Origin of the sequence: Trichocoleus sp. AS-A1, from assembly GCF_039962015.1 — a bacterium.
GTDB lineage: Bacteria > Cyanobacteriota > Cyanobacteriia > Cyanobacteriales > FACHB-T130 > FACHB-T130.
In genome coordinates this window covers 70,912-87,304 of the sequence record NZ_JAMPKG010000027.1, presented here as the reverse complement: position 1 = coordinate 87,304, position 16,393 = coordinate 70,912, and the positions used below count along the sequence as shown (strand labels likewise).

Sequence of the window (16,393 nt, the reverse complement as noted above, 5' to 3'; positions counted from 1 at the left end):
GGATTATGAGCTGTATTCAGAGATCAGCGAAGCAATGATTTATGGTTCTTTGATTCGTCTCATGGTCAGACGACTAGCTGCTTAAGATTTCCTTTATAAATTAGCTCTTAGGGCTATTGCTAGGCAAGTATTTCTTCTCAGGGAAGAAGCATTTGGGAGGAATGTGATCTTTTGTTGTTGCTGTTCGTTCACAGCAATAGCACTGTGCAGGCTCAGGGGGTTTCATTGTTCAGACACTTATTGCAGTCTAAATGTACTATTCTAGTTAATATTACACTTTGTAGTACAAAGTTTTGAAGAAGTGCCCAAGCTTAGGAGTAGGTAGCAGTTTGCTCTACGGTACAGGAATGCGCCGTGGCGAGAGATTGCGGCTGCGCGTCAAAGACATCGACTTTGGAAGCAAGGGGATGATGATTCGTGATCGCATTGAGGCGGAAAATTGCATCACCATGCTACTCAAACAGTTAGTAGAACCATTAAGGCAGCATTTACAATATGCGAGATCGCTTCATTTTCCCATTACCCGATGAAGCAGCCGTCAATAATATGCTGATTCGCACTTGAGCGATTGCATCATCAAAGACAGCATCAAAAAACGTCTTCCAGAAACAGAAAAAAATGCGATCGCGTCTTTAACTGTTGCTTAAAGCCATTGTCAATTGCCGATTAGATTTTGCGCTATGTCTGCGCTCAAGTTCTAGTAAACCTTCTTTAAGACGGACTCCACCTCTAAAACCTGTAAGTGTGCCGTTGCTGCCAATAACACGATGGCAAGGCACAATAATACACAGAGGATTTTTACCGTTGGCTGCTCCCACAGCACGCGCTGCTGTTGGCAATCCTATTTTTCTCGCCAGTTCTCCATAAGATATCGTTTGACCGTAAGGAATCGACTGTAGGGCTGTCCAAACCTGCTGTTGAAACACCGTACCTATGGGGGCAAGTGGTAGCGTGAATTGATACAATTCGCCATTGAAATATGCCTGAAGTTGATCAACGGCGTCACCGTCTAGCTTCTTTTGGAAATGCCAAGTGGCTTCTGGAGACTTTGCAGCCAGTCCTTCTTGAAAGTCTATTGCCACTAGCCCAACTGAGTTTTGCGCGATTAAGATACGTCCCAGAGGGCTATCCATGTAGGTATAGAAAATTGAATCAGAAATCATAAAAATTCCTTTTTGCTTAGATTTTCCAGAACGCGATCGCCTGCAATTCTAGATAGAATTTTGGCATGGATTCACATCTGTGCATCATGGGAATGCGTTGGCGAAGCCCACTGAAAGTATCGCTTGTCAGCAACCCATACCATCGGTCAACCCAACAAATATTTATAAGAGTTGGATTGGTTTCCTTAAACGCCACGACGCAAGGACGCGGAAACTCCCGCTTGTGACTCGCCAACCTCTGTGGATTTTAAATTTTTAGCTCTAATTGCTACATCTCGCCGGCAGCCTTTTTTGAGCAGAAATGGACGGTTGCAAAAAAAATCCCCTGGCAGAAATGCCAGGGGATGAAAGTGCTAAATCTTAGCTAATGAATTGCGGAACTTATGCTCTTAGGCGACAGGAAGTAACTCTCGCTGTTCGGATTTGACGACCCGAATCTGACCGTCATCGTCAACATCAATGATGGCAGTGTCTCCATCTTGAATGGTGCCGGATAGCATGGCTTCAGCCAAGTTGTCTTCCAGGAGTCGCATAATCGCCCGACGCAAGGGTCTTGCACCGTAAGCAGGACTATAGCCTTCGGTTACGACACGGTCTTTGAAGCGATCGCTGACTTCCAGCGTAATTCCCTGTTCGGTCAAGCGTTCGGAGATTTCGCGCAGCATGATTACAGAAATTTGCTTCACTTCGTCCTTCGTCAACTGACGGAAGACAATGATCTCGTCGAGACGATTGAGAAACTCAGGACGGAAGTACTGCTTGAGTTCTTCATTCACCAAAGCGCGAACATGGTTGTATTGCGCTTCAGCTTGATTGTCAGTAACCTCGAAGCCTAGACCGCCGCCGCCTTTCTCAATGACTTTAGAACCGACGTTGGAAGTCATGATGATCAGGGTGTTCTTGAAGTCTACTGTGCGACCTTGAGCATCGGTCAGGCGACCGTCATCCAAGAGTTGCAGCATCATATTGAACACATCGGGGTGAGCTTTTTCGATTTCGTCGAATAGTACCACCGTGTAAGGCTTGCGACGCACCGCTTCGGTTAACTGACCGCCTTCGTCGTATCCCACGTATCCAGGAGGCGAACCAATCAGCTTGGAAACCGTGTGGCTTTCCATGAATTCCGACATATCCAGGCGGATCATCGCTTCTTCGGAACCGAAGAAGTAAGCAGCCAAAGACTTCGCAAGTTCCGTCTTACCAACTCCGGTGGGGCCAGAGAAGATAAAGCTGGCAATAGGACGGTTGGGGTCTTTTAGACCAACGCGGGCGCGGCGAATGGCCTTAGAGGCGGCGGTGACGGCTTCCTCTTGACCGATGAGACGCTGGTGCAAGGTATCTTCTAAGTGCAGCAGCAATTCCGATTCAGATTCGGTGAGTTTGCTGACAGGAACTCCAGTCCAAGAAGCAACGATTTGAGCGATGTCTTCCTCGTTAACCACTGGGGAATCTTCAGGGTTAATGACTTCTGCCTTTTTGTTGTCAGAAATCGCCTTCAATTGTGCCTCAAGTTCCAACTCGCGATCGCGCAGTTGTCCCGCTTTATCAAAGTCTTGAGCCTTCACAACCGCTTCTTTCTCTTTGGTCACTTCACGCAGTTCGCGCTTCAGTTGCCCAGTCCCAGAAGACTTGCTGTTTCTCAAATGGACGCGAGAACCCGCTTCATCAATCAGGTCAATTGCCTTATCCGGCAAGTAACGGTCTGAGATGTAGCGATCGCTCAAGCTGGCGGCTGCAACTAGAGCAACATCAGAGATTTTAACTTTATGGTGCTGCTCGTAGCGATCGCGCAGACCAAATAAAATCTCGATGGTTTCACTGACGCTGGGTGCGCCTACCATAATCGGTTGGAAGCGACGTTCTAAGGCAGCATCTCGCTCAATATGCTTGCGGTATTCGTCCAGGGTGGTCATTCCCATGCACTGCAACTCGCCTCGCGCTAATGCTGGCTTGAGGATATTCGCGGCATCCATGCCACCTTCGGTTGACCCCGTACCAATCAGCGTATGCACTTCGTCAATGACCAGAATGACGTTCCCCGATGTCCGAACTTCATCCACAATTTTCTTGAGGCGTTCTTCAAATTCGCCCCGGAATTTGGTACCCGCGATCAGCGAACCCATATCCAGACCGATCACCTGCTTATCTTCCAAGAAGCCAGGAACGTCTTTATTCACAATCCGCTGAGCTAAACCTTCTGCGATCGCAGTTTTACCAACTCCTGGCTCTCCAATCAACACCGGGTTGCTCTTGGTGCGGCGAGCTAATATCTGGATAGCGCGTTCGATTTCTTTGGTGCGACCAACGACCGGATCGAGCTTGCCTTGTGCAGCGAGTGTCGTCAGATTCGTGCCGAACTCATCTAACGTTGCGGTTTTGCGATCGCCACGTCCGGATGTCGAACGATCTTCTCCACTGCCAGCAGAGACAGCTGTGACATCTCCCAGCATCCGAATCACGGCGGTACGGATGTTATCGGGGTCAGCGTTCAGGTTTTGCAGCACTTTGGCGGCAACCCCTTCCCCTTCTTGAATCAGCCCGAGCAGCAGGTGTTCCGGGCCTACATAGTTATGTCCGAAAGCCTTTGCTTCCAGAAAGGCTTGCTCGAAAACACGCTTCACCTTAGGAGTGAAGGGAATTTCAGAGGGTACAAAGCGAGACCCCCGACCAATAATTTTTTCTACCTCAATCCGGCATGCTTGGAGGGTGATGCCTTGATCGATCAGAACTTTAGCCGCCACACCCGTGCCTTCTGCAATTAATCCTAAAAGGAGTTGCTCGGTGCCCACGAGGTTGTGTCCCAGGCGACGTGCTTCTTCCTGGGATAGCATAATTACCCTAACGGCTTTGTCTGTGAAATGTTGAAACATAGCAACTTTCCTCTACCGAGCTGTTTAGGCTATGGGTGAAGTGGCATTTCCCCATGCATAAACTTTTATGTACTTGCTTAATTAACAATGTATCTCCACCCTGATAGCGATCGCAGTGGGCACAACCGTATGAAATCAGGTGTAGTTGCCGCCTATGCATGGGAATAGAAGCGCAATGCATATATGGCGGAAAAAAATATACCTCGGTAGTTAGAAATTTAGGTATATAAATGGAGGGATAATTTTAAAATTCTTCCCTACCGTCGCCAACATTCAACCAGAAGCAGCTTCATCAATTCTTATAAACTTAATAATCCTTATTATTAAGTCCCCATACATCGCTCCCTGTATTCGTAGCTTAAGATACCAATCAGAGTTTCATCCACTAAAAATGTCGGAAAACCTTATATTTCTACCTGGCGGTATATTTATATCTCCTGCATGAATCATGAGGTCTAATGATTCTGGCGTGTGCAACGGCAGGACTAGACATGAGATCGTAAAGCTATCATGTAATCGACAGCCGTTCTCATTGGGATCTCCCTCCTTTAGTTTTGAAGCCCAGTGAGCGATAAAGACATTGCCCTAGTATTTCACTATCGCTCCGGCTTGATATCCTTCAGGCTTTTCCACTCAGCCAGGAACGAGTGAATCATCTTGAGAAAATCCCCTGATTGAACTCTTTCGGTAGATGTAAATGGGGTGTAAAGTATGGACGAAGCAAGTGCATCCCAAGGTAAGCAAAAATACCGGAATCCGACTGCCAACTTCTGATTTCCAGGTGAAAAACGGCTGAATCATTCGCTCATAGTGTTCGCAATTCGAGCGTTAGAGAATAACACCCTCTCTTAGGATTCAACTTTTCCTACAAGCTCGCTGCATCAAGATCCGGTTGTTTTTATACACCTCTAAAGTTCCAGCCTGCGGATTATCTAACGTACCATCCCACACCCAATATTCATAGTTTCTATTCCGAAACTTATACACTCAAACGCCTTCTGTCCTTTGGCTAGTTCCTCTGCCCAAACTTAAATTCCCGTTGGGATTAGTTGCACGATAGAGTAGTTCACCAGAAGTATGTTTCTGCCAAATATTGATGTTATAACCACCCTGGCAGTTCATGCTTAGGATGATGCCAGCAGTAGAATCAGCAGAGGCTCTTAAGGAAAAATTAGCTAAGCTACTGATTGGCAGTAAACAATCTGTTGAAGTAGCACTGTCAAGCTAGTTAACTTAGCAGGGTTTGTTGATGGGACAAGGATTGTTATCTACAATCCTTGTCCCATCAACATTGTTTCCGAGGCGACATTATTTCCTGCTGAGGGCTAGTCCTGAGTTTTTTACTTGGCAAACAATTCTTTGCCTGCTAAGGCAGCAGCCACTCGTGTTACATTCGCACCATGATACTTGGCAGCTTCCAGCCTCTCTTCAGTAAACCATCACTGGCGATTACATCATCTTCAGTAACATCCTCAACAAACTTTACCGCCACTTCAGTACCTGGAACTGATGTCACACCAGATGCTACCGCTTCTGCCATCTTCTGGGTATTGCCGTAATCAGTTGCGTAAACGATTAAAACTTTTGTCATCTTTTACCTCACACTTGTTGAAGTTGATAGCTGTTTGTGCGCCAAATCTCAATCGCTTTGCGTTTAAGTCCCGCTACCCTAAATGCTGTTTTAAAAACGCCAACGTGCGATCGCGTGCTAATTCTGCGGCTTCTTGGCGATAAGCGGAACTATTCATGCGGCTAAACCCGTGACTCACTCCTTCATAGCGATAGATTGTGACCAGAGGGTTGTCTTTCAGTCCTTGCTGAATGGTTGTTTGAGCGCTTGGGGACACATACTCATCATTTCCACCTATATGCAATATCAGCGGTTTCTGAATCTTTGTCGCCTCGGCTAAATTCTTGTCAATCTCAACACCGTAGTAACTGACGTTGGCATCCGCATCGGTGCGTGTTGCCATGAAATATGCCAGTTTGCCGCCCAAACAAAAGCCCACACTGCCGACCTTGCCTGTGCTGCTGGGATACTGCCGCAGAAAAGATAGACTGGCCTTGAGGTCTTCTACGCCGCTATCCACATCAAATGCTCGAAGTAGCTCAAAGGCTTTAGCCCAATGCTCCTCCTTGCCAGGATCGAGTTGCACATCGGGTTCCAGTCGCCAATACAGATCCGGCACCAGTACCAAATAGCCTGCCTTAGCATAATCATCGGCAGTCTGTCGCATATTCGGATTGACCCCAAGAATTTCTTGAATCAGCACAATCCCTGCACGAGGCTGAGTATCGGGTGCTGATAGATAGGCGTTAAAACTGCCGCCTGAAAAGGCTGGAATGGTTACATTTTGAGTTGTCATGATGCCTTCATTCTTCCTGATTACGATAGCCATCTGGATGCTAGAACGTTAACTGGCATCAGCCACGGCGCTGTCAACGATCCACTCCAACGATCGCGGCTGAAAATCCAGTTCGCGTTTTGCCTTGGCATTCGATACGCCTCGCATCTGAGTCTGGTAGTAAACAATATCCGCACCACCATCCCTTTTCAGAGCATCCTCAACTGATACCTGTGGCGGTGGTGGAGCATTCAGCGATCGAGCAAACGCAGGGAGCCATTCGCGCACCGCTAAAGGGCGATCGTTCGCAATCAGATAAACACCAGGATTGCCCTGCTCTGCGGCTGCAACTGTGGCGATCGCTGCATCCTCAATGTGTAACCAGGACCAAACGCCATTACCATTCCCGACGATCGGAAACTGTTGCTGTCGCACCTGTTGTGCTACATCGCCATCCGGGTTGAACCAAGTGCCGGGTCCGTAGAAGAAACCATAGCGTAAAGCAATTCCTCCGAGATTGGATGTTTCCAATAAACGGTGTTCAATCTCAGTTACGAGGCGAGCCTCGGCGGCAACGGCGGGGGAGGCATCAAGGGATAACGGTGTTTCCTCATCTGCCAATCCAGTACCGGGAATTCCCCAGAAGGCGACCGACTGTCTCAGGTAACGGCGCACCCCTGCTGCCTGTGCTGCTGCTAGCACATTGGCACCCCCTTCCAACCGAATGCGCGTATTCAAAGGCGCTGCTGCACTCATTGATTCGCGGCTGTAAGTCCTGGGTAGAGCGGTGAGTTGTTCAATCACCACCTCCGGTTGAGCGCGAATGACAGCCGCTTTAATTGAATCTGCGTCGAATACATCGGCGATCGCCGGTTCGATTCCCTCTGCCACTAATGACTGTGCCCTTTCCGGGGAGCGGGTTAGAGCTATAACATCGTGACCTCTGGCAAGTAATTGGTTGAGTAGCGGACGACCGATTGCTCCTGTTGCTCCGGCAACAAAAATCTTCATCTGTAAACCCTCTAAAACTTTGTTGACGTTGAGTATCTTTCTCGTTCAATCGTTTTCATTGCTTACTTCATAGCCTAAGAGAATCAACAAAAATCAAAGTAGTGTTTCTTTGTTTTCATTAGGCAGGGATGGGTTGAAGCCGTGACGCGAGAAATTGACGGATGTAGTTTGCGATCGCATCCCCATCTTCTTCCAGCGCAAAGTGCCCGGTGTCGCGCTCTGGAGCTTTAGCCGCAATCCGATAACCAATCGGAACACCATAATCCATTAAGTAAAGGCTATATTTCTTGAGAGCGATCGCAGCGATAAATTTCTCGACGATCTGTGCCAGATGATCGAACGTGTAATCAAACTCATCCACAGTTGGCATCGAACTGTTACTAAAACCCGGATAATCGGGAGCAACGAGATGGAAGCGATCGCTAAGCGCGGGCATCAGATTGCGGAACATATGAGATGAGGTTGGGAAGCCGTGCAACAGCAGAATCGTTGGATTATCGCGAGAACCAGCTTCTCGATAAAAGATATCTAAACCATCGATCGAAACGGTGCGATATGTAATCATCGGATTACTCCTTGTAAGTTTACTGGAGTCGTTTTACGGCAATTACTTTGGCATGGGTTGCCACGTCGAGAAGTTAGCAAGATGTGCCCAGTAGGAACTCAATCCAATAAACGCAAAAATGAGGGCTGCCACAATTAACACAATGGCTCCAACAGTTCGTAAGAGCCGGTTTTCTTTGAAATAGAGAGTTGGTACAGCAAAAATTCCTCCTAAACCAACTAAGATAAACCCAGTTCCTGCTGGCACAGCGATTGGTATGAGTCCCAGGTTGATGAAGCGCAAGCCAATGAGCAGCGATACAAGTCCTGCAAAAAATCCATAAATGCCATTTTCGGACAATGGATAAAAAGTCATTAGTTGTTACCTGAGGACTCATAACTAAGAACGAATAACTAATGACCAAGATGTTGCCAATTGCCCTAATTTATACGCCTGATTTTGCTATACACGATCCTGGTCAAATTAGGGTCGAAGGAAATAATTTATATCACTGGGTAGCGGGGCAAGATTTGCTTGACCCAGTTTACACGTTAGACCAAATTCAGTTTCCTTACCCAGTGGTTAGTCCGGTGCCACACCCGGAATCCAGCAGTCGCCTGACAGCAGCAATGGCAGCGCTAAGAGATTTTGGGTTAAGCCAGCAGATGACTCTTCTTGAGCCAGAATCGGCAACGGAAGAGGATTTACAGGCGGTACACACATCGGAATACATTGCTCAAGTCCGGGCAATCAGTGCGGCTGGCGGGTATTTGGCTGAGTCTACCTATGTAAGCCCCGGCTCTTACAAAACCGCCTTGATTTCCGCTGGGGCAGGAATTAGCGCCCTTAAAGGCATTTTGTCCGGTCAGATTCAAAGCGCTTTGTGCTTAAACCGTCCGCCTGGACACCACGCCGGACGCAAACAAGCGGGTGGTTTCTGCTTATTTAATAATGCAGCGATCGCAGCCAAGTATTGCTTAAAAAAAGAAAGTGTAGAGCGTGTTTTAATTCTGGATTGGGACTTGCATCACGGAGATGGTACCCAAAACATCGTACAGGACGACCCGCGCATCATTTTTTGCTCGCTCCACCAATTCGGCGCAGAGCTTTACCCGCAAACCGGCAATCTGGCGGATATTGGCGCACAAGGTAACATTATCAACCTGCCGCTACCCGCGAAGCTAGCAGATGATGAGTATTGGGCGTTGTTCCAGACCGTTGTACCTGCCCTGATTGCCCAGGCTAAACCCGACATCGTGATTGTATCGGCGGGGTTTGATGGACATTTGGATGATATCAATCATCTTTACCTGTACGATCCTGGTGCAGGCTTGTGCCTGAGTGCCCAACTTTACTACAACCTAACCCGTTTAGTCGCAGAAGCGATCGCTGCTGTGGATGGGCATTACCTGCTGTTGTTAGAAGGTGGCTACGATGCCACGAATTTGGGCAACTGTATAGTGAATACGTCTGCGGCGATGTTGGGTTTGCCGCTTGTCATTGAAGAAACCCTCCCCCAAAAAGAAACGGAGTCTTCTTTTAACTTGGAGGAATATATTGCAACACTCAACGCATTACAGCGAGGTCGTTGGCAATTCTCTCGATAGTCACTTCTCACCCCTGACTGCTCACCCCTGACATCTCTACCCCTCAGCCCTCAGTCCTCAGTCCTCAGTCCTTACCCCTCAGTCCTTTTTTTCAGAAGCGCTTTTCATACTCCACCACTCCCCTCGTTTCCCCAGACAAATCGGTGCCACCTCGCAGCAGAATCTCATTATTGACTCGATAAGTAACACCAAACTCAGGAGGCTCATCAGCAGTCAAAATCTTCGATACAGAGGCAGAAAGCTTAGGAGTGACGGAAACCCCAACTTCTGCCGCCAAGCCCAACGTTGAAGTGCGGGACTTTTCATCCCTCACTACTGTGGGGAACAAGCGAAACTCGCTCAATCCCAACGCATCTCCCACCACATTTTGGAAAGGTGTCAACAGTGCCGAACCTGCCAAGTTTGCGAGTCCTAGCGTGGTATCTCCTCGACCCAGCGTTTCCACAAAGCCGCCACCCAAAAGGGCGACAATTTCGCTCTCGCTGCGAGGCGGATTACTAGTTAGCTCCAGATTATCTGCCAATTGACTTGCCGAACCTGTGGCTCTGGCTTGAATGCGAACCGTTCGCAATGCCCCCAAATTGGTAGCGGGAACATCGCTAATTTCGCTACTCACAATACCCGTGGCGGTTGTGTCAGCAATCCGGCTGCGGGTTACTTCGGAAACAGACGCGACCAGCCGAATATCCAGAACCGGGTCAAGTCCCTCACTGGGGGTAAACTCAGCCGTGTGTTCGTAGCCGCGTGCCAAGCGGAACTGAGTCGTAAACAGATTCACCTGACCCCTGGTTAGCCGAATCGTCCCCTTTGGCTGAGGTTCATCCAAAGTGCCATTGAGAGTAAAGCCACCAGTCGCCTGGAAACTCAGCAGCGGTGGGCGGGAGATTTCGACGCCTTTGTCTAAAGCCAGTTGCAGGTTATTAAATGCGGGAGTGAAGGGTTGCTCGTTAGAGGTTGGGGATGATGGGGTAGCGGTACCACCACCGGGTGAAGCCGTTCCGTTTGTGCCATCCCCTGCCGTCTCTCCTATCAGCACCCGACCATCGGCAAGTCGCACTTCACCACCAATTTGCGGATTGAGAGCCGAGCCAGTAATCTCCACGTTGCCGTTGACGCCGCCTGAGTATAACCCTTTCAAATTTACAGCGAGTTTTTCAAGGCTAACCGTGAGTTTATCCCCCGACTCTTGCCCCGTGCCTGAGATGGGGATGGCTCCGGAGGCGACCACTTCACCACCACTAAAGTCACCCCGGAAGTTTTCTACTTGGATGCGGTCAAAGTTAAATAAGACCCTACCGTTGACATCGGTAAGCGGTTCGGGCAAAGCTTGCGCTTTGATAGTGGCATCGTCAACAGTCGCAATCCCGTTAGCGACAAGCTGGTTTAATTTGCCCGTATTTGGATTCACCGTACCCTGAACGTTGAGTTGCACTTGTCCGGTACCATCCACCCAAGTGACAGCAGAACGCGAAAGCAGGTTTAACAGGGAAAGTCCCTCATTTTGAACATTTAAATCCAGGCTGAGTTGGTTGTTATCGGGTGCAACGGAGGCAAAGGGCAACTGATAAAAGGGAATGCTGCCAGTGATTTGAGTCGTCGAGGGGATACTGGCGATTGGAGATGGGGTACGAGGAGTTGTTGCAGGTTGAGTATCGGGCGGAGTCTCCCCGGCTTCTGGGTTTGCCTGCTCCCCAGCTTCGGCAGTGGCGATGGTGCTGCTGAAGGTCAGACGCGCATTGGTGTATCGGAAACTGCCCCGCGCCGCTTGGACGGCGGTTTGGTTCAGGGTGGCATCGGTGAGAGCCAGTTCGCCGATGGCTTGGGGATTGTTGATGCTGCCTGCTAGGGTTGCGGTTCCATTGAGATTCCCGGTGATATCGACTGGTAAATTGGCGAACTGTTGGAATGGGGCGACAGGGACATTTCTCAGGCGCAGCTGACCGCTTTGTTCGGTTCCGCCAAGGGTGCCAGTGAAGGCAAGCAGCGTTTCTTCAGATTCAATTCGTAAGGGCAGAAGGGTGAGGACGCCGTTTTGGAAGCTGCCTTTGACAATCACATTATCAGCGGTGTAGAGACGATTGGGCTGGTCGTCTCTGCCCCACTTCCAGTTATTGCCGCCGAAGTCAAAGTCAAGGTTAATGCCTTGTCTAGGGGAAGCTGCTACATTGATTCCGCCGGAGAAATTGCCGGTGAGGTCTTTGAGTTCGGGGATGGGCGAAGCTTCCCGTTCCTCTTTCTGGGCGGCAAGGATGGCTTCTATTTCTGACAAGCGGCGCAGTTGAGCTTCCAGGGTAGCATTGGGTAGACCGACGGGTTGGGGTTTAACCTCGGCGGCGCTGGCATAGGTAGGAGGTTGTCCGCCTCTGGCGAGGTCTTGTAAATCAAAGATTTGCAGGAGGGGGAGGACGTTTTGGATTTTTCCTTGAGCCACTTTCAGCGAACCTTGCAGTTCTGGCCCACTGGAGGTTTGAGTGACGCTACCGGCGAGGGCGTATAGACTTTCGCCTTGGCGGAACTCTCCCCCATCTAAGGTAGCGGTACCATTGGCATAGCGGAAACTGCCGATGGTTAGCAAATCGCCTTTAATAGTGCCAAGGACGGGTTGCGCGATCGCTACATCATTCCCGGCAACATTAAAATTGGCGAGATTCAGGATAAAATCTCCAGAAAGTTTACCTTCGATGGGTTGGGATGCGATCGCTGGCGGTAGACTTGCTAAGGCATTCTGGGGAGCTAAATCTTTCAACAATTTGAGCGGAACGTTTTGCACATCCACCACCAACAAATCGCCCTCGCGGTTGCCTTGTGCCAGCACCTCGTCACGTTTCACTAAAAAAGAGACGGGTTGATAGCTAGGCGACAACACCAGCGAAATCCGGTCTTGTTGATTGCCTGCTAGCTCAACGCTACTCGGCTGTCCGGGGACTAAATTGATTTGCCCGGTGAGAATGGGGTCGAACACTAAGTCATTGGCGGCAAAATCCTCGACGCGCAACTGTCCGGTTGCTCGGATAGCCGCCGGATTGACAGCACTCAGCGGCCCAGAAGCATCAACGTTGCCACTCACCCGTCCTCGCAGCGCCGGAACCGGCACGGAATCGGGTAATGCTGCGGCAAGCTGTTCTAGATCAACATTGTTAGCAGAAATTAAACCCGCAAAGCGCCCGTCTTGGAGTTGGACATTTGAGGCGGTGAGGGTGCCATCCCCCACATTCAAACTTCCAGAAATCGTCCCGTTCAGGGTTGCCGGGGTGAAGGCAGCCAAACTGCCGGATAGGTTGAAGGAACTATTATTCAGCCGACCTTGAAATTGCGGGGGCAGCTGGGGAAATACTTTTGCCAACTGAACCCCATTCGCCTCGCCAGAAGCTTGCCAGCGACCGTTGCCGAACTGTACGTTGGCTGCACTGACGCTTCCCTCACCCAAGTTCAGATTTCCAGAAGCCGTGCCAGTAATCGTTTCGGGGCTGAAAGCGGCTAAACTCCCGGAGAGATTAAAAGAACCATTATTTAGCTGACCTTGGAATTGGGGCGATTGCGGAAACACCCTAGCAAGTTCGATATTGGACGCCTCACCAGACGCTTGCCAGCGACCGTTGCCAAACTGTACGTTGGCGGCACTGACGCTGCCTCCAGCTAAGTTCAGGCTTCCAGAAGCCGTGCCGCTAAGAGTTTCTGGCGTAAAAGCCGCCAGACTTCCCGATACCTTAAAAGAACCATTATTCAGCTGACCTTGGAATTGCGGTGGCAGTTCGGGAAATAGCGTTGCTAACTGAACCTCAGACGCTTGTCCGCGAGCTTGCCAGCGACCGTTGCCAAACTCTACATTGGCGGCACTGACGGTTCCCCCACCCACATTCAGACTTCCAGAAGCAGTTCCGGTAACGGTTTGCGGGCTAAACGCCCCCAGACTCCCCGATACATTAAAAGAACTATTATTCAACCGACCTTGGAATTGCGGCGGCAGTTCGGGAAACACCCTTGCTAGTTGTACCCCAGAGGCTTGTCCGCGAGCTTGCCAGCGACCGTTGTTAAATTGGATATTCGAGGCGGTAACGGTGCCCCCGCCAAGATTCAGACGTCCAGAAGCTTCTCCGGTAATCGTTTCGGCGCTGACATTTTCCAGACTACCGGAGACGTTAAAGGAAGCATTATTCAGCTGACCTCGGAATTGCGGCGGAATTTGGGGCAACACCGTTGCCAACTGGACGCCAGAAGCTTGCCCAGAAGCTTGCCAGCGACCGTTGCCAAACTCCACGTTGGTGGCACTGACGCGACCACCGCCAACCTGAAGATTTCCTTGGGCAGTCCCGCTAATCGTTTCCGGGGTGAAAGCCGCCAAACTTCCTGACAGGTTGAAGGAACCATTATTGAGTCGCCCTTGGACGGGTAATTGGGGCAAAACCGTTGCTAATTGAATGGCAGACGCTTGTCCAGAAGCTTGCCAACGACCGTTGTTCAGCCGAACGTTTGAGGCATTGACGCTGCCCCCGCCAATATTCAGTTGAACCGATGCGGTGCCGCTAATGGTTTCGGGTTTAAAGGCAGCTAGACTTCCAGATAAGTTAAAAGAACCATTTGCGGTTTGATTTTGGAATTGCGGTGGCAGTTGCGGGGCTAGCTGCCTCAACTGGACAGCAGAAGCCTGCCCAGAAGCTTGCCAGCGCCCTGCATTCAGCGCAATTTTTGATGCCTTGACGGTGCCACCAGCAACCCGGACATTCGCTTGTGCGGTGCCGCGAATCGTTTCCGCTTGGAAAGAATTGACACTTCCCGCTAGATTAAACGCCCCATCTGCCTGGGCTGACTGCAACTGTGGCGGGAGTTCTGCCAAACGTGCTAGTTGAACATCATCGGCAACGCCTGCCACTTCCCAGCGACCCTCTGCCACCTGACCTTTGAGGTTGACGGTGCCTGCCCCGACCCTCAGAGTCGTGTTGCGAAAGTAGGTTTTATCCTGAGTAACGATGACTTCTCCACTGCCTGGGTAGGTGGCTTGGGGTGCCTGAACTTGCACGACGGTCTGGAGGTTGCCGGTAGTGCCAAAAAGCTGTGCTTTAGCGGCTACGGTGCCGATTTGGATATTGCTCGGCTTGGCGTTGTAAATCTGGGCAACGGCATCCCCTGGAATGTCTTGACCGATGACATCGAATACCAATCCTCCTTTGTCGCCCATCTGAATGCGACCATTACCAGCCAGTCTGCCGCCAACGCTAGGCAAGGCACGGATGTTGGTAATGGTGAGGAGGGTATCGATCATCTGAAATTGACCGCTGATGCCGCGAAAGTTTACCTTATCTACGATTAGGGGCACTTTTTCGGTGGGCTGGAGGGTGGCGACGGTTCCTGAGAGGATCGGTTTTTCCAGCGCTCCTTTGAGCTGCACGTCAACGCGGACTTGTCCAGTTACGGGGAAGGGTGACTCTACTTTGAGAGTATTGAGGGCAGTCGCGATCGCGACCGATTTCACTTGGGCGGCAATGTTGTACCCACCCTTTTCTTCTTGGGTATCAATAACACCATTGGCAACTGCGGGAACCTGACCGTAAAGAGCGCTGACATTCTCCAGCGCGATCGCATATCCGTTGAATCGCACGAGTCCGTTGGCATTGTTAAACGGTTGCGGCACCTCTGCAACCTGCGCTTTCACATTTTTGAGGATAGCTGTTCCCAGAAATGTGGCTCGCTCTTCATTTTGGAATCGGACTTCCAAGTTGCCATCCAACAGCCCTGCATACAAGTCTATTGGCAGCTTCGCTAAACGATCGACATCGACTGCACTCAGGTTCTGCCCTTGAACTTGCAGGTTGGTTTGTCCGGTTGGGGCGCGGTATTCACCAGAAAGTTTGAGGCTGCTTTGGATGGGCGCAGGTGTTGGATTGGCCTGCTGTTTTTGAGGGACACTTTTTGTCGGTGCCCCTAATTCGACCTGAGATTGAGCGCTGACATCAAAGCGAATCCGCTGGTTGTTATCGAAAAAGCGAGCCGTACCGCCTACCTGACGAAAAGCGACTGGTACCCCCCTCCTCTCTGCTCTAGGAAGCAGAGATTCCAGTCGTCTGGAGAGGGTGTCTTGAGTGTTACTGCGCGGGAGATTTTGAGAGGGCAGCGTTGCATCTACATTTCCTCTTGCTTCCTGGCTGCCTTTTTTCCTCTCTACAATTTTGGGCGTTGGTACCAGCACAACGTCTGCATTTTGAACCCGAACGCTTTGGATATCCGTCTTAATCGGCCCGCTCGGTTCTTCTGACTTCAGTTCCGTAGAAACCCAGCGCCCCTCTTTGTCTTGTTCAACGTAAATATCAGGGTTGACCAGGGTAATATCTAGCTCCAAAGTCCGCCTAAAGAGAAGCGCTAGTGGATCAAAAACCACGTCTACACCCTCTACCGAAGCGCGGTCGGGGTCAGTGGGCGTAACTGGTATCGAGGAGGCACCAAAGCGCAGATTGTTGATGGAAAAGCCTTCGACTTTCCCCAGCTGCACGGGTCGTTTCAGCGTTTGACTGAGATTTTCTTCAACAATTGGTGCTAACCGCTGATGGACAAAAATCCACGCCCACCAGACCCCGCCAATTGTGCCAAGCAACAGGATAATTCCCAGGCCAAGGCCGGTGCGGCTTAAGAGTACCCATAGACGCCGATTGGAACGGGTAGCTGCTGTTTCATTACCCGATTTTGGGGAGTTCTTCATAGAAAACTAGCAACGGCGGTAACGAGGGTGTCTTTAGACATGATTACAGGCTTCTACCGATGAATACTATCGGCTTGTCCTATGTTAAGTGTCAACTCTGCTCCTTACGCCTGTTCCTTATATTTGGGAATTTTCCCACACTCGCGTACTCAGAATGAGACT

10 protein-coding genes and 1 pseudogene are annotated in these 16,393 nt (G+C 50.1%); 2 read left to right on the top strand and 9 right to left on the bottom strand.

Translation table 11 applies throughout. The features are described from left to right. Positions 1–293: 293 nt before the first annotated feature. Positions 294–530 carry a tyrosine-type recombinase/integrase gene (locus NC994_RS19800; protein WP_190434905.1) on the top strand — a complete coding sequence of 79 codons (237 nt, stop codon included), beginning with the start codon at positions 294–296 and terminating at the stop codon, positions 528–530. Positions 531–632: 102 nt separating this feature from the next. Here the strand turns inward: NC994_RS19800 and NC994_RS19795 are convergent, their stop codons facing one another. The 8 genes and pseudogenes from NC994_RS19795 to NC994_RS19760 all read right to left on the bottom strand — a co-directional run bounded on the left by NC994_RS19795 (position 633) and on the right by NC994_RS19760 (position 8,308). Beyond that, positions 633–1,163 carry a methylated-DNA--[protein]-cysteine S-methyltransferase gene (locus tag NC994_RS19795; RefSeq protein WP_277879697.1) on the bottom strand — a complete coding sequence of 177 codons (531 nt, stop codon included), beginning with the start codon at positions 1,161–1,163 and terminating at the stop codon, positions 633–635. Positions 1,164–1,179: 16 nt separating this feature from the next. Then, a complete protein-coding gene (locus NC994_RS19790) occupies positions 1,180–1,398 on the bottom strand; it encodes a hypothetical protein (RefSeq protein WP_190434901.1) in 219 nt (72 codons plus the stop codon). Between the two features lie 154 nt (positions 1,399–1,552). Next, a complete protein-coding gene (locus tag NC994_RS19785) occupies positions 1,553–4,033 on the bottom strand; it encodes an ATP-dependent Clp protease ATP-binding subunit (RefSeq protein ID WP_190434898.1) in 2,481 nt (826 codons plus the stop codon). Positions 4,034–5,420: 1,387 nt separating this feature from the next. Beyond that, positions 5,421–5,624 (bottom strand): flavodoxin domain-containing protein, encoded by a 204-nt coding sequence (locus NC994_RS19780; RefSeq protein WP_190416112.1) that lies wholly within the window; start codon positions 5,622–5,624, stop codon positions 5,421–5,423. Positions 5,625–5,697: 73 nt separating this feature from the next. Further along, positions 5,698–6,399, bottom strand: a complete 702-nt coding sequence (locus tag NC994_RS19775) for a dienelactone hydrolase family protein (protein ID WP_190416111.1) — start codon at positions 6,397–6,399, stop codon at positions 5,698–5,700. Positions 6,400–6,447: 48 nt separating this feature from the next. Next, on the bottom strand, positions 6,448–7,389 hold the full coding sequence (locus NC994_RS19770; protein ID WP_190434896.1) for an NAD(P)-dependent oxidoreductase: 942 nt from the start codon (positions 7,387–7,389) through the stop codon (positions 6,448–6,450). 214 nt (positions 7,390–7,603) lie between these two features. After that, positions 7,604–7,954: pseudogene (locus NC994_RS19765) on the bottom strand (alpha/beta fold hydrolase); the annotation flags it as partial. A gap of 42 nt (positions 7,955–7,996) precedes the next feature. Beyond that, positions 7,997–8,308, bottom strand: coding sequence for a DUF981 family protein (locus tag NC994_RS19760; protein ID WP_190434890.1), 312 nt, complete (start codon positions 8,306–8,308; stop codon positions 7,997–7,999). Positions 8,309–8,349: 41 nt separating this feature from the next. Here NC994_RS19760 and NC994_RS19755 point away from each other — a divergent pair, with 41 nt between their 5' ends. Beyond that, positions 8,350–9,540, top strand: coding sequence for a histone deacetylase (locus NC994_RS19755; protein WP_190434886.1), 1,191 nt, complete (start codon positions 8,350–8,352; stop codon positions 9,538–9,540). 91 nt (positions 9,541–9,631) lie between these two features. Here NC994_RS19755 and NC994_RS19750 read toward each other — a convergent pair whose 3' ends face one another. After that, entirely contained in the window at positions 9,632–16,231 is a 6,600-nt protein-coding gene (locus NC994_RS19750) for a translocation/assembly module TamB (protein ID WP_190434883.1), read from the bottom strand. Positions 16,232–16,393 lie beyond the last annotated feature (162 nt).